Origin of the sequence: Alkaliphilus hydrothermalis (genome assembly GCF_016908555.1) — a bacterium.
Classification (GTDB): domain Bacteria; phylum Bacillota; class Clostridia; order Peptostreptococcales; family Natronincolaceae; genus Alkaliphilus; species Alkaliphilus hydrothermalis.
On record NZ_JAFBEE010000012.1, the window covers coordinates 24,889 to 46,199 of the forward strand.

A 21,311-nucleotide genomic window follows, 5' to 3' on the forward strand; every position below is an offset into this window, starting at 1 on the left:
TGCAATTTGTATAATTCTATTTTATTTTTTTTGAAATAAAAAGAAGGAAAAGTACAAAAATTGTAGAATACTTGAGAAATAGTAATTTATGTACAAAAATACTAGTTTGGAGGAAAGTTATGGAAAATCATAAAAACTTGGTTGAGGAAATGGAGCACACACTTAACTCTATTCCTGGAGTACTCTATATAAAAATTATAACAACAGAAAACGACCAGAATGGTCTAATTGACATAGAAGAGATAAATGTTGTTTCAAACCTTGAAAGAAATCCTAAGCAAATCTCTAGAGACATACAATCAATATTTATGGCTAAGTTTAATTTAGACATAGATCATAAAAAGATTAGTATTGCTCAGATTTTCCACGACTCAAAAACATCCTCTAACACCAATGATAAGAGGCTAAGCATAGCAGGGATTGATTACTCAGTCAATGGAAAAGAGATTAAGACAGAAGTAAGACTTCAATTAGAAGATAAGTACTATAGAGCAACAGAGATTGGTCCAAATACCGTTTCAAATAATTATAGGGTGATTGCTAATGCAACCATTGGGGCAATCCATCAGTTTCTAGACCATCAGCATCTGTTTGCATTAGAAGATATTAAGAAGATTGAAGTTGGTAAGAAGGAAGTTATTGTTGTAAGTGTTAGTGTTGTAACATCAGAATATGAAGATCTCTTGATAGGAAATGCTGTTATTAAAGGAGATCTTCGAGAGTCTATCGCAAGAGCTATTTTAGATGCTCTTAACCGAAGGCTGTCTAAAATTTGTTAGTACCTTAGATCGACTAAAAAATTAATTTTCCCTAGCGTAGCGTATATACCTATTGTACTAGCGTAGCAATAGAGAATATACATAAGGGGGCTACCTAAAATGGCAATTTTAACAATGGTTTTAGAACTATTAACAAGTGCTGTTGCAAATATTTCTTGGTGGTAAAAACTTTAGTCGATCTAGGTATAAATATTGGAGGTTTTACTATGGCAAATTTACATCCTAGATTAAAAAAGTATATATTTATAGTAATAGTAATTGCTATTTTAACTTTTTTAGGAATGTATAGATACTACAATATGCCAGATTATAGTGTTCTTACGGTATTTACTTTGCTATCACTAATGGTTGAATCATTAGTAATAGTATTACCCGGTGGAGGGGCTGTATCTGTAGGATTTGCAGTGTCTCTGACAGCCATGATTATTACAGGGCCATTAGGAGCTGCCATTTCTTGTTCAGTGGGATTAATGTTGAGATATGGCAAAACTTCACGAGAACCAACTAGACATATTTTTAATACTCCTTTATATAAGACCTTATTTAATGGAGCACAGAGCTTTCTATCAGTGGGGCTTGCTTCGATTGTTTATTATAGTTTTAACACAGATATAGGAGACACAAACTTCTATACAAATATAGTGCCGCTATTATTATCAATTATTATATATGTTATAGTGAATGCTTCTATCATGACAAAACTCCTTTCTATGCTCAATAATAAGTCCTTCGTAAACATGTTTTTAGGTAATTTCAAATGGATGTTACCCAATTGCTTCATCGTAGCATCTTTGGGTATTTTTTTGAGTATTATCTATTTAAACTATGGAACTGCCATCATGTTGATATTCTTTGGTCCATTGCTACTAGCACGATTTTCCTTCAAGCTATACTTAGATATGAAGCAGATATACTTCGAGACTGTCTATGCCCTATCAAAAACAGTTGAAGCAAAGGATCCTTATACTGATGGCCATTCCAAAAGAGTAGCTGAATATGCGGAGAAGATAGGGAAAAGGATGAAATTAAAGAATAATCAAATTGATACATTAAAGACTGCAGCGCTATTACACGATATAGGAAAAATTGGAATTAGTGATAATCTATTAAATAAACCAGATAAGCTAACTAATGAAGAGTTTAGTATAATTAAGACCCATCCCGCTATAGGAGTAGACATCTTAAGTACTGTTGACTTTTTAAAGGATGTAAGGGATGTCATACTAAAGCATCATGAAAAGTATGGTGGAAGTGGATATCCACTAGGATTGAGGGAAGACGAAATACCTCTGGAAGCCTATATCTTAGCAGCTGCTGATGCCTTTGACGCCATGACCAGTGATCGTTCCTATAGAAAGGGCATGACAAAAGAGAAAGCAATAAGTATTCTACAGGAGGATGCCGGTAGTCACTTCCATCCACAAGTAGTTGAATGCTTTGTAAAAATAATATTAGAAGAACTTTCTTCAGGACCTTTACCCAATTTTCAGCATTAAGGGAAATATACTCCCTTTGAATTGGTAAGGTCTTTTGCTTTTTACAGCTTTAAAAGCATCCCGAACTTATCATCAATGAAATCTAGAATTATGAGAGAACAATGATGAAAATTGTAAATATTATAAAAAAACAATTACTTTTTGTAAAAACCTGCAGGTAAATTTATGTAAATATAGAATTATATATTCAGTTACACGAAAATTCAGGAGGTGTTTAAAATGAGTATTAAAGACGAGACCCACAAAAAAAATCAACTTATGGTAATATTGATTTCCATTTCTGTAGTTTTAGGAATCATTGATAATCTAATCACAGCAAAGGGAGCTACGGCATTGCTGGTCATTGCATTGGTAGGCGGAGGATTTTCAGGAATACTAGCATATTTAGTCATCAGAAAAAAAGCAGTAGATTATGTGGTGTATGTTGCCATAGTAGGATTACAGCTATTAGTCCTAGGCTTACTGATACTTGCCCCAGGGATCTACTCATATTTAGTTATCTATCTTACCTTGTTTTTAATATCCCTCTATCAGAATTACAAACCTGTGTTATTATCTGGTATTTTGAGTATACTTATCTCCACCTATGCATTACTAAACTATAATGAATTTATATTTCCCAATTATAATTCGATGCAAAACATATTTACCTTTAATTTCCTTATAGGGTTAGCGGTATTCTTAATTGTACTACAATGCAGATATAGTCAGAGACTTAGAGAAGTAGTGGATAAGAACCAAGAGACTTTACTCAAGTCAAGGGAACGGAACGAAAAAATTCTACAACAAATAAGGAATTCAGTGGAGATATTAGCTCCCTTTAGTGAGAGTTTAAAGGAAAACATGAATTTAACTAGAGCAATCTCAAGCCAATTAACCAAAACGTTTGATACGATTGGTGTTAGTGTTGAGGATGAGGCTGCCAGCATTGGAGAAATTAACCAATTTATGCAGTTTAATAAAAATCAGCTTGGGGACGTATTGTATTCATCAAACACGATGAAGGGGTTATCGGAAAATACCCTGGCCATTTCCAAAAGTGGTAATCAAAAGATGAGTCTATTAAATGAAAAAATTAATGATGTTGATATGCAAATAGACCATTCTGTAGCATTAATGAATACCTTAACCGATCGGGTTAAGAAAATTGAAGAAATCCTTACTACTGTTAATAATATTGCAGAGCAAACGAACCTGCTGGCATTAAATGCTTCGATTGAAAGTGCTAGGGCAGGGGAGGCAGGTAGAGGATTTGCTGTTGTAGCCGATGAAATCAGAAAGCTGGCAGAGCACTCCCAGGAATCAAATAAGCTGATTAGTGTAATCCTACAGGAAATACAAGGGGAGACTAATAATGTTGCCAACAAAATAATTAATTGCCAGCAATCAGTAAAGAATAGCAAGACAGAAACAAATGGCGTGCGGGAAATCATTCAACAGATTGAAGTCAATACAAAGGATGTTGTAGCTCAATCCAGTGGTTTGGATCAAAAGATTAGTAGTCTGACGGACTCTTTTGCCACGATTGGAAATAAAATAGAAAATATTTATTCTATTACCCAATCAAATTTATCGTCTGTACAGGAGGCAGTTACAAGCTCCCATCAACAGACCCAAAATGTTGATCATCTTTCAAATGGTTATGATAAAGTAAATCAGTTAATTACTGAATTAACCAGTGTTTCAAAAACATAAACAGGTAAAAAGATGTAAAAAACTCCCCGTCAACATATTTAGTATATTTGAGGGGAGTTTTGATTTTTTAGAAGGTTTTTTTAGGACCCACCAGTTTTTCTGCGTTGATTATTGGGCTTTTTAGTATGTTGGCTTTGCTTACTTGTGTTGGCGACAAAACCAGAATTTTTACCGCCGTTGTTACCTTGTTTTTTGCTTTCAAGCATTTGTTTCATAGCATCCTTCAAATTAACTTTTTTATTTTCTAATTCAGCCATAACCCAGTTCTCCTTTGTCTATTAAAAGATATAAGATATTACAATCATATTATAGTATATTAAAAAATAATAAACAATGGGTTAAATACTCAATGGGGCACAAAAAATAAAAAAAACACTTCATTAGATTCCATTAAGAGATTCAGCTAGATATAAAAACAGCACTGGAACGTATTGATTGAGTATACACTAGGGTAGATTCAGATAAGGGATGCTTTGAGGGACGAAATTTTTTATATTTGAAGTATTTAAGCAGGAAGATGTAATTCTAGCTAGAATATATATATTTAGGAACAGTCTAAAAGTGTTTAATAATTTTAAGTTTAAACAAGTGACTAAATTATGCAATTATATAAGGAGGAATAAGAATGAATACACAAGAAATTATGGATCTTGCCTTAGAACTGGCTGGATTAAAAGAGGTGCCTGAAGACTGTGGAATCATCGTTGAAGGGGATAACATTAAAAAGGTTGCTATTGGAGTAGATATGGAGTTAGCTGAGTTAATGCTAGCTAAGGAATTAGGGGTGGACTTAGTGATCACCCACCATCCAACTGGAGGAAGCGCAAGAATTAACCTTCACAAAGTGATGGATAATCAAATAGACAAGATGGTAGCGGCTGGAGTTCCTATTAACAAAGCACAAAAAGCACTATGTGAGAAAAAGGGGCAAGTAGAAAGAGCTCTTCATGTATCTAACTATGACAGATCTGCTTCAGCAGCTAGATTATTAAATATGCCCTTCATGGGAATCCATACACCAACAGATATTATGGCAGAACGTAAAGTTCAAAACCTACTGGACGAAAAGCTAAAAGATAATCCAAAAGCAACTTTGCAGGATATAGTTGATGCTCTAGAAACTTTACCTGAGTATCAAAAAACATTAGCAAAACCTGTGATTAGAGTAGGCGGAAAAGATGATTTTGCTGGTAAGGTTTATGTAACAATGGCTGGTGGTACTGGTGGTGGAGTAGCTGTACAAAAAGCTTACTTCGAAGCAGGTGTAGGTACAGCAGTAGTAATGCATATGCCAGAAGACGTTATCAAAGCAGTAAAAGAGCAAAACATAGGAAATGTCGTAGTCGCAGGACATATGGCCAGTGACTCAGTTGGAATCAATGAGTTGGCTATGGCATTAGAAGGAAAAGGTATTGAAGTTATTAGAATGAGCGGGTTAATCGACCCTAAATAGGAGCCAAGTAAAACATTAGTAAAAAAAATGGACCAGGAGCTGAGGATTTCAGTTGCCTGGTCCTTCTTTAGCACTATTTCGACTATCTTATCCTATTAAAAAGGTCAATGTATTCTCCATATCCTTCTTTTTCTAAATCCTCCAGAGGGATAAAGCGTAGGGCTGCACCATTGATACAGTAACGAAGACCACCTTGATCTCTTGGGCCATCATCAAAGACATGTCCTAGATGGGAGTCTCCTGATTTACTTTTCACTTCGGTACGAATCATTCCATGGCTTAGATCTTTTTCTTCTTTCACATTATTTTCAATAGGCTTAGTGAAGCTAGGCCATCCACAGCCAGCATCGTACTTGTCTATGGAACTAAACAAAGGCTCCCCTGTAACGATATCAACATATATTCCTGCTTCAGTATGCTTGTCATATTCATGGGAGAAAGGTCTTTCGGTAGCTGCCTCCTGTGTAACTTTATATTGTAATGGGTTAAGTTTTTTCATAAGCTCTTCTTTACTAGGTTTATGATACTGTTTTTTATCCATTGAAATACTCCTTTCATTTTACTTTGAATGTCTTTCATTAGTTTAACAAGATCTATAAGGTAGTATGGATCTATAGTTGGTATTATATTTATATATGCTCGGTATCTGAATTATTTTATACTTTTGACTAGTTTTCTGAGAAAAGTCATGGAATAGGGTGATAGTACTATTTCAATTTACTAAGAAAGATTATTTAATAAAAGTACCATAAAAAATAATAACTTTCGAAGAATATAAATTAATAAAATAAATGAAGACCATAATATGAAGGGGAGTTGATGGTGGTGGGTGAAACGCTGGAGAACTGTATTATCTGTGGAGATCTCTTTAAAAGTAAAGACGGTACAATATGCCCTAAATGCCTAGATGTTAAGGAAAGTCCCTATAAAATTGTCAAAGATTATATATTTTTTCATCGGGGCTCTAGTATATGGGAAGTAGCCCAAGCAACTGGAGTGGAACCTAAATTAATTTTAAAATATATGAAGGATGGTAGAATCACCCCAGTTGATTAAGGTTGCTTAAGTAGTATAAAGTGTAATATATTCTTGAATCAATTCATCATAGGATTTCATCAATTGTAAGATTAAGGGATGGTTAGGGGAATTGAACTGTTGGTTATCTATTGACGAAATGGGAAGGATTTTTGGAGACGTTCCAGTGATAATCAATCCCTCACAATTTAGAAGAAACTCAATGGAAATGGGTTGTTCCACTACAGGAACATTTAATTTTCTGCAGAGACCCATAACCCTTTCTCTAGTAATGCCAATCAATACATCCTTAGCTGGTGCAGTATAAATTACGCCAGATTTAACAATAAATATATTTGAGCGACTTCCCTCGGTTATTTCTTTGTTTTCATTGACCAAGATGGCTTCGTAGACATTTGAATCCTTGAGGGCTGCATTAATCATTTCTCTTTGACTGGTTGAAACAGCCTTTATATTAGGATTTTTTCTCATGGCTGAATATAAAATAGTTGAAACGCCTTTCTGGTATTGCTTGATAGAAGGATAATGACTAGAAATGAAAAAAAGATATATGTCAGGAGCCTCTGTTTCAAGATTATTTACAATGATTTTAAAATTTTGCTCAGGCCTTCCGTTAGCATCCAAAAGTTGATTGATTTGCAGCTTTAATTTATCAGTGTCAATTTCATAGGAATTTGAATTTCCTAAAAGTGCAATAGAGTTATTTAATCGATTTAGGTGTTCCTCCAGAAATAGGGGGACTGCATCTATGACCCTAATCACCTCATATACAGATGGGGATTTAAGTATTGCATCATGTTCAAACTCTTCTGTTGATCTAATGACGCCATTGTAAATATAGTATTTCTGATCTATCTCTTTGTGTTGAGTCATCATAACCCCTCCAATTTAATAGTAGTATCCCTTTAATTATAGCACCACTATCCACCCATTTAAAAACTTTTCTTGTTATAGCAAATATGTATTAATTCTTATTATAATATATATTAAACTTTTTTAGAAATCCTCCGATAATATTAATAGGAGACAATTGAATATTAGGAGGGAGCCTAAATGAAGATTGATGGAGTACAAGCGGGGAATGCTTACCCCCTTCAAACTAATGCACTGGGGCAAGGAAGCCGTATAGAAAAGCCAACGGGGAGCGAACAAGCAGTTTACGGAATGTCTCAAGGAGAAAAGCAAATCTCTGAAGAAAAATTAGTAAAGGCAGTTGAAAAGGCTAATAAGAGTTTTGAGCCCTTTGATAGGCGGTTTGAAATTTCCATCCATGAAAAAACCAAGGCTGTGGTGGTAAAGGTTTTTGATTCCACTAATGACCAGTTAATTAGAGAAATTCCTAATGAAAAGCTATTGGACATGGTGGCCCATATGTTAGAAGTAGCAGGAATCATTGTAGACAAGACGGTCTAAAAAAGACTATTTGAAGTTAAGGAGGGAGCAACATGGCAATGAAGAACCCCTATAATCAATATAAAGAAAACAGTGTAAAGACAGCAAGTCCTCAGGAATTAACTTTGATGCTTTATAATGGGGCGCTAAAGTTTATTAATCAAGGTAAGCTATTTATAGAGCAAAAAAATATTGCTAGTGCCAATGAATCCTTAAAACGGGCACAGGATATTATTGATGAATTAAACGTAACCCTGGACATGAATTATGAAATATCCCATAATCTAAGAAGCCTATATACTTATATATTGGAAAAATTGTTGGAGGGGAACATGACAAAGTCCATTGAACCACTGGAAGAGGCGATTGAAATGGTAACAGAGCTTAGGGACACTTGGAAGGAAGCTATGCGATTAGCCAAGATAGGAAAATAGGTGATGGATATGAATGCAGAAGTAGTGACGGATTACCTAATTAGAATCAGTGAAGGAAAACTACAGTTAGTCAATCAGCTTTTACAACTGACACTGCAGCAACAGGACGCCCTTGAAGCAACTGAGGAAGAGGGAATTTCAGCTTTGGACCGACATATTCACAAAAAGCAAGAGGTTATGGGGAAGATAGATCTGTTGGATAAAGAATTCCTAGAAAAGTTCCAAAGCTTAAAGGATGAGCTTGGGATCAATAGCTTTGCTGACTTGACGGAAGAACCGGTAAAGGGTATAAAGGAACTGCAAAAGCAAATACAAGAAATACTAAAGGTGACAGGAAAAATTAAGGAAATTGATGAAACCAATGCCGTAAAGGCTCAACAAAATTTAGAACAGATTAAGCAGCAAATTAAAGTTGTTAAACTTGGTAAGAAAACTAACCAAGGATATGGTAAAAAGTTCAATGAAATCCATTCTATTTTAATTGATAAAAAGAAGTAAATAAGGTATAATGAAATGTATGCATGAAGGTCTGTGGTTGAAAGTCCAAGCCAGTCGCAGGCAAAAGGATCCACGTAAGATAACCAAAAATCGAGTTATTGATCATGGTGCGGCTTAGAGGTAAGACCTGCCGGGAAAACCGAGAGGGGCAGTAGTGAAGGCAACCCCGAGCGAACCCTCCAGCAGGCGAGTGTGGGGTCAAAAACCAGGTCAGCTTCATGTCCTTAAAAAAGTCTTTGATATTTTATATATCAAGGGCTTTTTTACTTTTTAGTAAATGCGCTTCAACATAAGTCATCAGTTAAATCTTCCGAAGGAAGACTTTGTTCTAAGGAATATGAAAGTTCTACATTAAATGAATACTATAAGAATAACTAAAAGCCATTATGAATAATCATACAAGATTAACTACAAAAAAAATTTATTTTCCATATTACAACAAATAATTTTTGAGAAAATATTATCAATAAATTGCAATCGTTTAAATTTCAATATTATGAATAAGTACTTTACATAATGGGTATAATAATAGGGTTGTGGAAGTTTTCCAAGTTTTATGCACACCGACTAACACCCTTGTCCCATTGGAAAATAAGTTATCAACAAAACTATACACATTATCCACAGGTTATCTATAAACATATACACAATCAAAAAACAAATTATCCACAAGAAAAATGTCGAATAAAACTGAAAAGTCAACAGCTTTGAAGGAAACTGTCTATAGGAATTTAGGGCTAAATCGTAATATTATTATTTTTTTATGAATATAATAATAATCCACATTTAAATAAAGTATGCTTAAGAATGACAGTTCAAAAGTGGCTTGATATACAATATTAGGCGTACATAGTTCACCCTCAGAAAGCGAATTATAAAAAGTGTACAAACTTTTTGTTTAGGAGTCCAAGCGGTGGGTAAATATTGGATAAATAATCAAAAGATTTATTTAATTTTAATAAGTAATCACTTTTAAACTAACGTAGCTGTTGGTTTAAATCTATAGAAGTGAAGGGAGCTGAACATATGAAAGTAATAGTAAGTGGCAAAAACGTTGAGGTTACAGATGCTTTACGAAGTTCCGTTGAATCAAAGCTAACAAAGCTAGATAAATTTTTTAATGAAGAATTAGAGGCTAAAGCTACCCTATCAGTAGAAAAAGCTAGGCAAATTATTGAAGTAACCATTCCGATTAATGGATCAATTTTAAGGGCTGAAGAAGCTATGGAGGACATGTATGCTGCTATTGATAAAGTAGTGGATAAACTAACAAGACAGCTTAGAAAGCATAAAACCAAATTAGAAAATAGAAATAAATATGAAACCATTCGCTTTGAAAATATCCCAGTGCCCCACGAAGAGGAAGCCATGAGCGAGTCAAAAATTGTTAAAACAAAGAGATTTGGTGTGAAACCCATGAGTTCAGAAGAAGCTGTATTGCAGATGGAGTTAGTTGGTCATAATTTCTTTGTATACACTAATTCTGACACTGAAGAAATAAATGTAGTGTATAAAAGAAAAGATGGAAATTATGGGTTGATAGAACCAGAAATCTAAGATAATGTTTTTTATAAACTAAGGTAGTCTCTAGGCTACCTTAGCTATTTTTTTGTAGAATATTAAAATAAAATGAAGCAAAAAATAAAACATTCTGAAAATGAAAAAAATAGGAAGGAAAAATCAAAGTAATAGAGAAATCCTAATGTATGAACTTTAATAGGTAATTATAAAGGGGACAAAGGGGTGTATTTGCCATGATTTTTGAAGCTTTGGTATTAGGAATAATAGTAGGAAAGATTCGAGGTGGACATTTGAAGCGATTAGGGTATCTATCACTAAGATTTCCTTTTGTGGTGATCATGTCCTTAATATTAATGTTAACGACGTCTATAATGATTGCAATGGGCAATGAAACCTTTATAGAGCATCGAATGATTCTCTACATCATTATTTATTGTTTATTATTTACTACGTTGTTTTTAAATCTTCATAAAAAGGCCATATGGCTCATTTTAATAGGGGCTATCTGTAATTTCGCTGCCATTGTCCTTAATCAAGGAAGTATGCCAATTGATCTAACCCTTTTAGAAGATTCTGGCTTCAAGAATCTACTGATTTCCATAAACATGGGAGCTTTACCCAACTATATACCATTGGAAGAAGCTTTTCCTTTAACTGAGTATTTGGGCAAGCGTTTTATAACGCCATCATTTTATCCGCTTAAACAGGTTTTGGCAGTTGGAGACTTCTTGATCTCCATAGGATTGCTTTTTTACATTCAATCGGTTATGCAATCAAAATTATACCGCAAGGCTGTTGGGGTAATTAGTTTTGACCACCATGGTAGAGTTAGGCGGTAATGGTTAGGTTTATAGGCACAAAACTAATAATTTTTGATAAAAAATGTAAAAATAAGCTGAGATGATATCCTCAGCTTATTGATTTTTTAGATGGTTGTGTTACAATGATGGTTAAGAATTAATCAGATAATACATGAATAACAAGATAAACATAAAACTAAAATTCGAGGTGGTACTATGAAAAGGGTGTTTGAAAAGGTTTTTGGTACCTATAGTGAGAGGGAACTGAAACGATTAAAGAAGAATGTTGAGGAAGTATTAGCTTTAGAACCACAATATTCAAAATTAACGGATGCTGAATTAAAGGATAAGACGAGACAGTTTAAAGAAAGACTTAAAAATAACGAGACGCTGGATGACCTTTTACCAGAAGCCTTTGCAACCGTAAGGGAGGCAGCTTGGAGGATATTAGGGATGAAGCATTATCCTGTACAGCTGTATGGGGGAATAGTACTACATCAAGGCCGTATTGCCGAGATGAGAACTGGTGAAGGTAAAACCTTAACGGCTACGCTTGCAGTATATCTCAATGCCCTCAGTGGCAAAGGGGTTCATGTTATTACAGTCAATGACTACTTAGCCCACCGTGACTGCGAATGGATGAGTAAAGTATATAACTTCCTTGGTTTAACGACTGGGGTTGTAATTCATGGGATAACTCCTACAGCAAGAAAGGCAGCGTACCAAGCAGACATCACCTATGGTACAAACAATGAGTTTGGATTCGACTACCTAAGAGACAACATGGTAATTCATAAGCATGATATGACCCAAAGGGAATTGAACTATGCCATTGTGGATGAAGTAGATAGTATTTTAATAGACGAGGCTAGAACCCCACTGATTATCTCTGGTCAAGGAGAGAAATCAACGAAAATGTATTTCGTAGTAGATCAATTTATAAAAACCTTAAAAAATGAAGTTGATTTTACCATTGATGAAAAGGCCAACTCGATTTCCTTAACTGAAGAAGGCGTGGAAAAGGCAGAGAAGTTTTTTGGATTAGATAACCTTTCAGATATAGAAAACATGGAGACTTCTCATCATATTAATCAAGCATTAAAGGCTAGAAATCTAATGAAATTAGATAAAGATTATGTAGTTAAAGATGGAGAAATTGTAATTGTTGATGAATTTACAGGTCGTTTAATGTTTGGACGTCGCTATAGCGAAGGACTACATCAGGCAATTGAAGCTAAGGAAGGGTTAGAGGTTAAAAGAGAATCCAAGACGTTAGCAACCATTACCTTCCAAAATTATTTCAGAATGTACAACAAAATTGCAGGTATGACAGGTACAGCGAAAACAGAGGAAGATGAATTTATCTCCATTTATGGTATGGATGTAATTGAAATGCCAACAAATAAGCCTGTAATTCGTCAAGATCTTGCGGATAGTATCTATAAGTCAGAGCAGGGAAAATTTTTAGCTTTGGTAAGGGATATAGAAGAGAAGTACGCTAAAAAACAACCTGTACTAGTAGGAACGATTACAATTGAAAAGTCTGAGGAAATTTCCGCGCTACTAAAGAAGCGTGGAATTACTCACGAGGTTCTAAATGCTAAGCATCATGAAAGGGAAGCAGAGATCGTTGCCCAAGCTGGTAGAAAAGGAGCAGTAACCATAGCTACCAACATGGCTGGCCGTGGTACTGACATTATCCTAGGTGGTAATCCTGAGTTTTTAGCTATGAAGGAAATGAAGAAAAGAGGATATAGTGATGAAATATTAGCTATGGTAACTAGCCATGCAGAGACGGCTGATGAAGAGTTAATCGCTGCTAAAAAAGTATATCATGAAATATACGCTGAAATTAAAAAGGAAACCGACAAAGAACATGAAGAAGTTGTACAGGTCGGAGGACTTCATATCATTGGTACAGAGAGACATGAATCAAGACGTATAGACAACCAGCTAAGAGGTCGTGCAGGACGTCAAGGGGACCCAGGGTCCAGTAGATTCTATATTTCCCTACAGGACGATCTAATGCGTCTATTCGGTGGAGATAGAATGCAGGGAATCGTCGAGAAAATGGGCTTAGCCGAAGATGAGGCTATTGAGCATGGACTGCTAACTAGAACCATTGAAAATGCACAAAAGAAGGTAGAGGGTCGTAACTTTGGTATTCGTAAGCATGTACTCCAATACGATGATGTTATGAATAAGCAAAGGGAAGTCATCTACGGGGAGCGTAGAAAAGTATTAGATGGGCAAGATATGTATGATCAAGTATTTAATATGGTTGAGAGTATTACCAATGATGCTATTGCCTTGTATATTGAGGCGGATAAGTACCCAGAAGAGTGGGATATAGAAGCATTTGAAGAACATCTAACCACCATCTTCCTACAGCCTGATAGTTTACATTTTGAAAACATCCAAGACTTGACGATAGATTCCCTACGGGAAAAGGTAGTAGATGCCGCTAAAGCCCAGTATAAGCTTAAAGAAAATGACTTTGAAGCAGAACGAATGAGGGAAATCGAGAGAATAATCCTACTCCAAGTGATTGACACTAAATGGATGGATCATATTGATGCAATGGATCAGTTGCGTCAAGGTATTGGTTTAAGAGCTATTGGACAGGTGGATCCTGTTAGGGCATATCAAACAGAAGGTTTTGACATGTTCCAGGAAATGATTAAGAGTATCCAAGAAGAAACTGTTAGGTACCTGTTCCATGTAGAGAAGGAAAGTGTAGTGGAGAGAAAACAGGTGGCTAAGCCTATGGAGGCAATTCATGGAGAAAGCAGTCAGAAAAAAATCAAGACTGTAGTCAAGGAAGATGTAGTGGGTAGAAATGAACCTTGCCCTTGTGGTAGTGGAAAGAAATATAAAAAATGCTGTGGAGAATAATGGGGTGAACAGATGATTAATTTAGATATTTATAAGCAGCAGTTGGTAAAGGTGCTGGAGGACATCAAGGAAATGAGGGCTTCACTTTGACATAGATGGAATTAGCCAACTGGTATCAGACTATGAGGCTAAAATGTCGGAGGAGGGCTTTTGGGATGAACCACAGGAGGCCCAAGAAGTACTAAAGCAGACTAAAGCTTATAAAGACCGCATACAGGCTTATGAAGGCCTGATTGCCACCCATGAAGAGTTGGAAACAATGGTGGCCTTTATTGAAGAAGGGGACAATACTTTTGCAGATGAACTAGTAGCGGGAATCATCCAACTAGAGGCCATCTTAGAGGAATTAAAATTATCTACTTTGTTAAAAGGTGAGTATGATAAGAACAACGCAATTCTTTCCATCCATGCTGGAACAGGCGGTTTGGATGCTCAGGATTGGGCTAAGATGTTGTTGCGGATGTATACCCGCTGGGCTGAAACAAAGGGATATAGAATTAAAACGATAGACCTGATACAGGATCCAGAGGCAGGAATTAAGAGCGTTACCCTGTTGATTGAAGGTGAGAACGTCTATGGATTTCTGAAGTCAGAAAAAGGAGTACATCGCCTAGTAAGGGTATCTCCCTTTGACAACTCAGGAAAACGTCATACCTCCTTTGCTTCGGTGGATATTATGCCAGAAATTAATGATGATGTAAATATAGAAATAAAGGCCTCTGATTTAAAGATTGACACCTTCAGAGCCAGTGGTGCTGGAGGGCAGCATGTTAATAAGACGGACTCAGCAGTGAGAATCACCCACTTACCAACGGGAATTGTGGTCCAGTGCCAAAATGAGAGATCTCAACATAGCAATCGTGAAACAGCGATGGGTTTATTGAAATCCAAACTGGTGGAATTGAAGGAAAGAGAAAACAAAGAAAAAATCGAAGACCTTCAAGGGGAATATAGCCAAATCGCATGGGGAAGTCAAATCCGATCCTATGTATTCAATCCCTACAACCTAGTAAAGGATCATAGAACTAACGCAGAGGTAGGAAATACACAAGCAGTAATGGATGGAGACATCGATATTTTTATAAATGAATTTTTAAAAGTGAACTTAGGACAGTAGTCCTAAGTTCTTTTTTTTATGAGGAACGTTGAAAAAAGAGGATTTATGCAAAATTTTTATTGTATTTAATTTTCTAAAGATAAAGGTTTTTTGGTTATTTTATCGAATTAGAATACATGAGGAATTTTACATACTTACTTAAGTGTTCGGATATTGACTAAAGATAAAGGAAATTGCAGAACTAAGGGAGGAACATTTATGAAAAAAGGATTTATGGGAAAAATAGCAAAAAGGACAAAAATTAAAGGACAGTCGCAGGGTAATAAGAGTAGCAAGAAGAGCATTAAGCGGCAGTTGATGAGTGTTATCTGTACACTGATTTTGGTAATGGTAGTAATCACATCTGCGGTTAATTATTATTTCGATTCCAGCAATATTAAAGATACCGCAGAGAAAAATAATAAGACGATTGCCAACTCAATTGCGATGCAGCTGGATGTCTATGTAGAGACGCTGCTCAATACTGTTAGATTATTAGCTTCTTCAAGGGACTTTACATCTATGGAGCGGTACGATGTACAGGAACTATTTCACACTGTTAAGAGCCAGAATAGGGAAATAAAAGAAATTTATTTATTTGATAAATCTGGAGATTTAATGGTGGCTAATCAAAGCAACAAAATAGAGTCAGTAGCTGGGGAAGCGTGGTTTCAGGAGGCATTAACAAAGGGCTTGAGTACAACCCAATCTGTAAAAGATGGTATCGATGTTGGCTTTAGGGTTAACGTTGTCGTGTCGGATGCAAATAATGTAAGAGTGGGTGTCCTTTCAGTAGTGGTGGGATTTAATAAAATCAGTCAAATTGTAAAGGATGTAGCTATAGGAAATACAGGATATGCCTATGTAGTAGATGGAGATGGTTATATTATCGGTCATCGGATTGCTTCGGAATATGTAATGAAAAGGTACAATGTTTTAGAACAGGATTCAGAAATGATTAAAAAGGTAGTTCTAGAGAATGTTGAAAAAATAGAAGGAATCAATAATGATGGTAAAGAAATGATGGTATCCGCGGCATCTTTGAAAAATCACCCTTGGAAAGTCATTGTTCAACAAGAAAAAAGTGAAGTGTTGGCCTTAACAAGGGAATCCCTTGTTAGAAACATCATTATTGCTCTCATCATGATGCTGGTGACATTAGCTATGACAACTGTATTTGCTCAATATTTCACAAAACCAATTCAATTGCTGGTAGGCAATGCAATTAAGATTAAAGAAGGAGATCTAACTCAGAATATAGAGATTAAGGCAGAGAATGAAATTGGTGAGCTACAAAGGGCATTCAAAGAAATGACCGATTCATTAGTTGAAATTCTGGTCAAAATCACAGGGGCAACAGACCAAGTCGGGGATTTTATTGATGAACTGAAGGGTAACGCTGAAATAACTTCAATGGCTGCAGTAGAAATTTCCAAGACTATAGAGAGTGTGGCGGCAGGGACATCTCAACAGATGGGTAGGGTAGACCAATCTTCTGAGATTATCATAAAAATGGTGGGAAATGTAAGGGAAGTACAATCCAGTACAACCGTAGCTGTTTCTTCAGCAGAAAACACCTCAAAGCTAGCTGCTGGAGGAGTAAGAAATATTCAAGAAATAAAAACAACTATGGAAAATGTTACAGTATTAGTAGAAAATACATCTAACTTAATATTAAATTTAAACAAGCAAATTGGAGAAATAGATCGAGCAGGTCAATTAATCACAGCCATATCAGATCAAACAAATCTATTGGCATTAAATGCTGCAATCGAGGCTGCAAGAGCAGGAGAGCATGGTAGAGGATTTACTGTGGTGGCGGAAGAGGTTAGAAAGCTAGCAGAGCAATCTAGAGGAGCATCTAAGGAAATTATAGGGTTAATCGAAAAAATCCATAACGAAACAAGTAAAGCTGTTGTTTCAATGGAAGAAGGAATAAGGGGAGTAGAAGCAGGAAACACGGTAATCAATCGTGCTGCAGACTCCTTCACAACTATTCTGGATGAAGCCAATGGTGTGTCCAGCTCTATGAAAAACTTAGAAAGCATTATAGAGGAATTAGCACAAGATGTAATGACCACTGAAGAAGTGATGAATGAGGTGGCCAGTGTCTCTCAATCTACTGCCGCCGCCGCTCAGCAGGTATTGGCAAGCGTGGAGGAACAGGATGCTTCTATTCAACAAATGTCAGATTCGACAGTTACTCTGAATAGCATGATTAATGAGTTGAAGGTTATTACTCAACGATTTAAGTTATCCAAGATGACTAATGAATCCAAAGATGCCTTGGTTGATGGAATCAGAAATGAAGAAATAATGAAAAAAACTGATCAGGATATCCTTAACGAAATAAATAAGGGTAAAGGATTTAATATGAGAGGATTTTTTAAGAAGTTTTCAAAAAGCGTTTTTAAAAAGAAAAAGTAATTTTAAAGAAGATACCTAAAAAAATCCCCCAATAGATAAAAAATTGGGGGAACATTATTTTAAAGTTAAAATATGTAAGCAAATGATAAAACGAAAAGAACCCTGATGCTTCAGGGTTCTTTTCAGTAGTTGCTATATAAAATATAACTTATATTCTATTATAATTTACTACTATAACTTTGTTACGTTTGCAGCTTGAAGACCTCTGTCACCTTGAACAACTTCGAATTCTACTTGTTGTCCTTCGTCTAATGACTTGAAACCGTCTCCTTGGATAGCTGAGAAATGTACGAATACATCATCTTCACCTTCAACTGAGATAAATCCAAAACCTTTTTCACTGTTAAACCATTTAACTACGCCTGTTTTCATTTAAAAAAACCTCCAAAAAATTATATTCTGTAACGATGTTACAACACTAGGATATCACTATTTTTTGGTATTGTCAAATATTTTTTACATCATTACATCTAAGAGCATACCCCGAATATCATCCAATCGCTTAATGATAGAAATGCGGTCCACCTCTTCTTTTAAGAATTCTTTGGTCAAGGATTCTAGTTCTCGGTCAACGTTTTTAACAATGGAGTAGACCCGATGACGACCACGACGATCTAAGAAATTTTGTTTAGAAAACTGATGGGAGTTCTTAACAGCCACATCTAGAAATTCCCGTACTAGGTTTTTATATTTAATGACTTCACTGAGATGCATCTTATCCCCTATTCGTTCAGACTGAGTAAGGATTTTATCATAAAGTCCTTGGAGGTGTTCTCTCACTTGGTCAGATTTTATTTCCTGAAATTTGGTGATAAACTTCTCTTTATTTACTTCAGCTTTTCGTGCTGGAGCATTGACTAATTCACGGAACTCAACGGAACCTAACTGATCTATTCGCTTCATGGAGTATCCCCTCCTTAAAATTCTGTCTCTATTATATTATATCGGCATAAATAATAAAAGTTTTAGACCTAGTTGTTGACTGGGAGGAGTTATTCTACAGTAAAGTAAAGGAAAGAAATTGTCGATAGATTAAGTAGAAGAACTAAAGGTGGTGACAGGATGAATAATGGAATTGGAAAACCAATGAATCTATTATTTAACAAAGTATATGGAAACGGGATGATGCCCTTGAAGAAAAGGGATCAAGTAAACAAGTCACTGGAGACCCTCCAGACCAACAAGCTACAAGTAAATGTTCTTCCTATATCTCAAGGTGAGGAAGAGAAATATACGAAACTACTGAATAGCTTTAATATGCCTGTAAAGGAGGATTTAATACAGGGGTTAAAGGTATTGGATTTCCACGGGATTCATTTAAGTAAAGAAAATTTGGTGCAATATATCTCCACAAAGAATCATTTGAATGATTTAGTTCAGGAGCTCAACTACGATACAGCCCTAAAACTTATGGAGGAACAAGTGGATTTGGAAAAGGACTCCCTACAGGAGGTAGTAGATAAGCTGGAGAAGGTAAAGGCGGAAGAAGAGGACCAGCCCCTATCCTTAAGTAAAATTATCAAGAAATTTAAAAAGCTTTCCACGGAGGATGCGGAGAAGATTGCTGAAAAGATTTATGGTAGCAAACAAGGAAAGGATGTAACGGACATTATCAAAGCCCTCCAGAGGGCTGGGGTGGAAGTCACTAAAGAATCCATAGAGAAGGTAAAGGCTATTTTCACGAAACTCCATAGTATCCAAAATTATGACGAAGAAGGATTTGTGGAGGCAATCAAGCATAAGGTGGAGGGAAACATCAATCAATTATACAAATTAAAAAATTCCATCAAAAAAGGTGCAATAGCCATAGAAGAGAAACTTAGCCAATATGCCACCAAAGTATATGGAGGCTTTTTAGGAAATAAAAATCAACCAACGGAAAAGGATTTAAGGCTTTTAGAAGAAGATATTAAGAGACTCCTTACTGCCGATGGGCAGGTGGTAAATAAAGAAAATATTAGTCTATCCAAAGCCCTCATTAGACAAGGGATGGAGGTAAATAAAGAGAATCTATCAAAAGTGATGGAGCTAAAGGCCCTTATTGGAGAACTAAACAGTAGTCTAGACCAAGATAATGTTTCCCTTTTAATGAAGGCTGGGTACGATATTGAATCGGAAAACCTATCTAAGCTATTGGATTTGGTAAAAAATATAGATTCTCTAAAGGCAGAGATGCTTCAAATGGAGACTTTGCCCCTGTCGGAGGAAGAAAAAATAGGCGAAATGCTTGGTAAAATTAAGCTGCTGGGGGAAGCGAAAGAAGAAGATTTACTAATGCTTTTAAAGAAGGGGACTGATTTTAAATTAGGGGACCTCCATAGGGTTAAAGCGCCGATGGGATTTGATCAAGAACTGATACTTCAAGGAGGGCAAGAGATCCATTACAGCGCCTTAAAGGTAGTAAAACTATTTTCTCAGTTGAATAAAATAACCCCCAATAACCTTACAGGTCATATAAAAAACAACTATCCTTTGACTATAGAGGGGTTAGCTAATAATATCCCAGAGACGTCTAAGCTAGGAATTATTAAAGCTAGCAATGAAGCGCAACAGGCTTTTAAGGAATTAAATTTTATTCGACAACACCTTACTTCTTCGATGGTGACGAAGGGATTAGAGAAGGGTTTATCCTTGGAAAAAATGGAGTTACCTAGAATCTCAAATTATATTAATGAACACAACCTACAGGAGGGTAACTGGGAGCAAATCAAAGTATTACCCCAGATACGAAAGCAAGGGGAGGATATTTTAGCTCTTCTCATGAAGAATAACCTTCCCCATAATTTAGGAGAAATGAAGCAAATTTCAAACTTCCTTAAAAATCAACAGCAAGTAGGCCACCAAGTACAAGAATTGATGGAGTTCTTAGAAAAAGAAGGGAATGAAGCCCTAAAACTTGAGGTTAAAGGAATGAAGGAGATGGCTAAGGATTTGACCAACAGCCTGAAGAATGGAAAAATGGACCTAAGTCGTTTCAATAAAGAACTCAACGAAATAGTAAACAATATAGCCCAAAAGGGAAGTCTTTTGGATGATAAATCCAAAGAACAACTCTATAAGAATATCGAAAAGCTGTCTGAGGCAATAGACACCCAAAATCAGCTTAATCATAGGGATACAACTGTACAAATGCCGATTATGATGGATAATCAGATGAAGAATCTACAGATTTATGTCATGAAGGATAAGCAGGGCAGCAAGAAAATAGACCCTAAAAACATGTCGGTGCTTCTAAATATGGATACCAATAATATGGGGAATATCAATATATACTTAGGGGTCAACTATAGGCAATTAGTTTTAAAGGTGGGGGTACTATATAAGGAATATCAAGAAATGATAGAACCCCAGATTCCAGCCTTGAAGGATATGCTTTCCAAGATAGGATACGAGGTAAAGGACATTGCCTTTAGGGTGGATGAAGACCTACATTTAATGAGTATGGTGGAGGAAGTGGCGGACAAGCAAAAAGGTGTCAATTTTATTGATATGATGATTTAGGGGTGAAGCTATGGAGGAACATGTGAAAAAAGCTGTTGCATTGAGATATGATCCTGAGGAGGATCATGCCCCCAAAATTATGGCTACAGGACATGGGGTAGTGGCAGAAAAGATATTAGAAAAGGCAGAGGAAAATGAAGTGCCTATTCATCACAATGAGAAGTTAGTTAAAGAGCTAATCCAATTCAAAGTAGGGACAGAAATTCCTCAGGAACTATATGAAATTGTAGCTCAAGTCCTCATTTTTGTTGAGGGATTAGATACCAAAAAGGTAAGGTAAAGTTTTTGA

Annotated in this window: 19 protein-coding genes and 1 pseudogene; 15 read left to right on the forward strand and 5 right to left on the reverse strand. The window is 35.9% G+C overall.

Annotated elements, in window-relative coordinates; all coding sequences use genetic code 11:
• Positions 1–119: 119 nt before the first annotated feature.
• The 3 genes from JOC73_RS09565 to JOC73_RS09575 all read left to right on the forward strand — a co-directional run bounded on the left by JOC73_RS09565 (position 120) and on the right by JOC73_RS09575 (position 3,970).
• A complete protein-coding gene (locus tag JOC73_RS09565; protein WP_204402523.1) occupies positions 120–779 on the forward strand; it encodes a hypothetical protein in 660 nt (219 codons plus the stop codon).
• A gap of 206 nt (positions 780–985) precedes the next feature.
• Positions 986–2,275, forward strand: coding sequence for an HD-GYP domain-containing protein (locus JOC73_RS09570; protein ID WP_204402525.1), 1,290 nt, complete (start codon positions 986–988; stop codon positions 2,273–2,275).
• 219 nt (positions 2,276–2,494) lie between these two features.
• A complete protein-coding gene (locus JOC73_RS09575; protein ID WP_204402528.1) occupies positions 2,495–3,970 on the forward strand; it encodes a methyl-accepting chemotaxis protein in 1,476 nt (491 codons plus the stop codon).
• An 80-nt stretch (positions 3,971–4,050) separates the two neighbouring features.
• Here JOC73_RS09575 and JOC73_RS09580 read toward each other — a convergent pair whose 3' ends face one another.
• Positions 4,051–4,227: a hypothetical protein gene (locus JOC73_RS09580; protein ID WP_204402531.1), complete on the reverse strand. Its 177-nt coding sequence runs from the start codon at positions 4,225–4,227 to the stop codon at positions 4,051–4,053.
• A gap of 368 nt (positions 4,228–4,595) precedes the next feature.
• Here JOC73_RS09580 and JOC73_RS09585 point away from each other — a divergent pair, with 368 nt between their 5' ends.
• Entirely contained in the window at positions 4,596–5,423 is an 828-nt protein-coding gene (locus JOC73_RS09585) for a Nif3-like dinuclear metal center hexameric protein (protein WP_204402533.1), read from the forward strand.
• 82 nt (positions 5,424–5,505) lie between these two features.
• Here JOC73_RS09585 and msrB read toward each other — a convergent pair.
• A pseudogene (gene msrB / locus JOC73_RS09590) lies at positions 5,506–5,949 on the reverse strand (peptide-methionine (R)-S-oxide reductase MsrB); the annotation flags it as partial.
• A 296-nt stretch (positions 5,950–6,245) separates the two neighbouring features.
• Here msrB and JOC73_RS09595 point away from each other — a divergent pair.
• On the forward strand, positions 6,246–6,479 hold the full coding sequence (locus tag JOC73_RS09595; protein ID WP_204402538.1) for a hypothetical protein: 234 nt from the start codon (positions 6,246–6,248) through the stop codon (positions 6,477–6,479).
• Positions 6,480–6,485: 6 nt separating this feature from the next.
• On the opposite strand, the gene JOC73_RS09600 is transcribed toward JOC73_RS09595, so the two are convergent.
• On the reverse strand, positions 6,486–7,331 hold the full coding sequence (locus JOC73_RS09600) for an aminotransferase class IV (protein ID WP_204402540.1): 846 nt from the start codon (positions 7,329–7,331) through the stop codon (positions 6,486–6,488).
• A gap of 180 nt (positions 7,332–7,511) precedes the next feature.
• Between JOC73_RS09600 and JOC73_RS09605 the strand changes: the two genes are divergently transcribed.
• The 8 genes from JOC73_RS09605 (at position 7,512) to JOC73_RS09640 (ending at position 17,521) form a co-directional block, all read left to right on the forward strand.
• Positions 7,512–7,871, forward strand: a complete 360-nt coding sequence (locus JOC73_RS09605) for a flagellar protein FlaG (RefSeq protein ID WP_204402542.1) — start codon at positions 7,512–7,514, stop codon at positions 7,869–7,871.
• Between the two features lie 32 nt (positions 7,872–7,903).
• Positions 7,904–8,284 (forward strand): flagellar export chaperone FliS, encoded by a 381-nt coding sequence (gene fliS / locus JOC73_RS09610; RefSeq protein ID WP_204402545.1) that lies wholly within the window; start codon positions 7,904–7,906, stop codon positions 8,282–8,284.
• 3 nt (positions 8,285–8,287) lie between these two features.
• Positions 8,288–8,782, forward strand: a complete 495-nt coding sequence (gene flgN / locus JOC73_RS09615) for a flagellar export chaperone FlgN (protein WP_243427924.1) — start codon at positions 8,288–8,290, stop codon at positions 8,780–8,782.
• A gap of 1,026 nt (positions 8,783–9,808) precedes the next feature.
• Positions 9,809–10,339, forward strand: a complete 531-nt coding sequence (gene hpf, locus JOC73_RS09620; protein WP_204402549.1) for a ribosome hibernation-promoting factor, HPF/YfiA family — start codon at positions 9,809–9,811, stop codon at positions 10,337–10,339.
• A 197-nt stretch (positions 10,340–10,536) separates the two neighbouring features.
• On the forward strand, positions 10,537–11,142 hold the full coding sequence (locus JOC73_RS09625; protein ID WP_204402552.1) for a DUF5317 domain-containing protein: 606 nt from the start codon (positions 10,537–10,539) through the stop codon (positions 11,140–11,142).
• A 177-nt stretch (positions 11,143–11,319) separates the two neighbouring features.
• Positions 11,320–13,998 carry a preprotein translocase subunit SecA gene (secA, locus tag JOC73_RS09630; RefSeq protein WP_204402554.1) on the forward strand — a complete coding sequence of 893 codons (2,679 nt, stop codon included), beginning with the start codon at positions 11,320–11,322 and terminating at the stop codon, positions 13,996–13,998.
• A 12-nt stretch (positions 13,999–14,010) separates the two neighbouring features.
• Positions 14,011–15,115, forward strand: a protein-coding gene (gene prfB, locus JOC73_RS09635) for a peptide chain release factor 2 (protein ID WP_204402557.1) whose coding sequence is annotated in 2 segments (ribosomal slippage) — positions 14,011–14,073 and positions 14,075–15,115 — 1,104 coding nt in all. Because the reading frame shifts where the segments join, the coding sequence is not laid out codon by codon here.
• 198 nt (positions 15,116–15,313) lie between these two features.
• The gene (locus tag JOC73_RS09640; RefSeq protein ID WP_204402559.1) at positions 15,314–17,521 is read left to right on the forward strand and encodes a methyl-accepting chemotaxis protein; all 2,208 of its coding nucleotides are present in this window, start codon (positions 15,314–15,316) and stop codon (positions 17,519–17,521) included.
• 171 nt (positions 17,522–17,692) lie between these two features.
• On the opposite strand, the gene JOC73_RS09645 is transcribed toward JOC73_RS09640, so the two are convergent.
• Together JOC73_RS09645 and JOC73_RS09650 are read right to left on the reverse strand one after the other, a co-directional pair.
• Positions 17,693–17,893: a cold-shock protein gene (locus JOC73_RS09645; RefSeq protein WP_204402561.1), complete on the reverse strand. Its 201-nt coding sequence runs from the start codon at positions 17,891–17,893 to the stop codon at positions 17,693–17,695.
• An 84-nt stretch (positions 17,894–17,977) separates the two neighbouring features.
• Complete coding sequence (locus JOC73_RS09650) at positions 17,978–18,424, reverse strand: YaaR family protein (RefSeq protein WP_204402563.1); 447 nt, start codon at positions 18,422–18,424, stop codon at positions 17,978–17,980.
• 159 nt (positions 18,425–18,583) lie between these two features.
• Here JOC73_RS09650 and JOC73_RS09655 point away from each other — a divergent pair, with 159 nt between their 5' ends.
• Both JOC73_RS09655 and JOC73_RS09660 read left to right on the forward strand, forming a co-directional pair.
• Positions 18,584–21,022 carry a DUF6240 domain-containing protein gene (locus tag JOC73_RS09655; RefSeq protein ID WP_204402565.1) on the forward strand — a complete coding sequence of 813 codons (2,439 nt, stop codon included), beginning with the start codon at positions 18,584–18,586 and terminating at the stop codon, positions 21,020–21,022.
• 10 nt (positions 21,023–21,032) lie between these two features.
• Positions 21,033–21,302 (forward strand): EscU/YscU/HrcU family type III secretion system export apparatus switch protein, encoded by a 270-nt coding sequence (locus JOC73_RS09660; RefSeq protein WP_204402567.1) that lies wholly within the window; start codon positions 21,033–21,035, stop codon positions 21,300–21,302.
• Positions 21,303–21,311: the final 9 nt, after the last annotated feature.

What these genes read in the sequence shown, in the direction of transcription:
- JOC73_RS09650 (WP_204402563.1), bottom strand. Translation starts at nt 18,424, where the DNA reads ATGAAGCGAATAGATCAGTTAGGTTCCGTTGAGTTCCGTGAATTAGTC.
- hpf (WP_204402549.1), top strand. Translation starts at nt 9,809, where the DNA reads ATGAAAGTAATAGTAAGTGGCAAAAACGTTGAGGTTACAGATGCTTTA.
- fliS (WP_204402545.1), top strand. Translation starts at nt 7,904, where the DNA reads ATGGCAATGAAGAACCCCTATAATCAATATAAAGAAAACAGTGTAAAG.
- JOC73_RS09570 (WP_204402525.1), top strand. Translation starts at nt 986, where the DNA reads ATGGCAAATTTACATCCTAGATTAAAAAAGTATATATTTATAGTAATA.
- flgN (WP_243427924.1), top strand. Translation starts at nt 8,288, where the DNA reads ATGGATATGAATGCAGAAGTAGTGACGGATTACCTAATTAGAATCAGT.
- JOC73_RS09600 (WP_204402540.1), bottom strand. Translation starts at nt 7,331, where the DNA reads ATGACTCAACACAAAGAGATAGATCAGAAATACTATATTTACAATGGC.
- JOC73_RS09660 (WP_204402567.1), top strand. Translation starts at nt 21,033, where the DNA reads ATGGAGGAACATGTGAAAAAAGCTGTTGCATTGAGATATGATCCTGAG.
- JOC73_RS09575 (WP_204402528.1), top strand. Translation starts at nt 2,495, where the DNA reads ATGAGTATTAAAGACGAGACCCACAAAAAAAATCAACTTATGGTAATA.
- JOC73_RS09655 (WP_204402565.1), top strand. Translation starts at nt 18,584, where the DNA reads ATGAATAATGGAATTGGAAAACCAATGAATCTATTATTTAACAAAGTA.
- secA (WP_204402554.1), top strand. Translation starts at nt 11,320, where the DNA reads ATGAAAAGGGTGTTTGAAAAGGTTTTTGGTACCTATAGTGAGAGGGAA.
- JOC73_RS09565 (WP_204402523.1), top strand. Translation starts at nt 120, where the DNA reads ATGGAAAATCATAAAAACTTGGTTGAGGAAATGGAGCACACACTTAAC.
- JOC73_RS09640 (WP_204402559.1), top strand. Translation starts at nt 15,314, where the DNA reads ATGAAAAAAGGATTTATGGGAAAAATAGCAAAAAGGACAAAAATTAAA.
- JOC73_RS09580 (WP_204402531.1), bottom strand. Translation starts at nt 4,227, where the DNA reads ATGGCTGAATTAGAAAATAAAAAAGTTAATTTGAAGGATGCTATGAAA.
- JOC73_RS09625 (WP_204402552.1), top strand. Translation starts at nt 10,537, where the DNA reads ATGATTTTTGAAGCTTTGGTATTAGGAATAATAGTAGGAAAGATTCGA.
- JOC73_RS09605 (WP_204402542.1), top strand. Translation starts at nt 7,512, where the DNA reads ATGAAGATTGATGGAGTACAAGCGGGGAATGCTTACCCCCTTCAAACT.
- JOC73_RS09585 (WP_204402533.1), top strand. Translation starts at nt 4,596, where the DNA reads ATGAATACACAAGAAATTATGGATCTTGCCTTAGAACTGGCTGGATTA.
- JOC73_RS09645 (WP_204402561.1), bottom strand. Translation starts at nt 17,893, where the DNA reads ATGAAAACAGGCGTAGTTAAATGGTTTAACAGTGAAAAAGGTTTTGGA.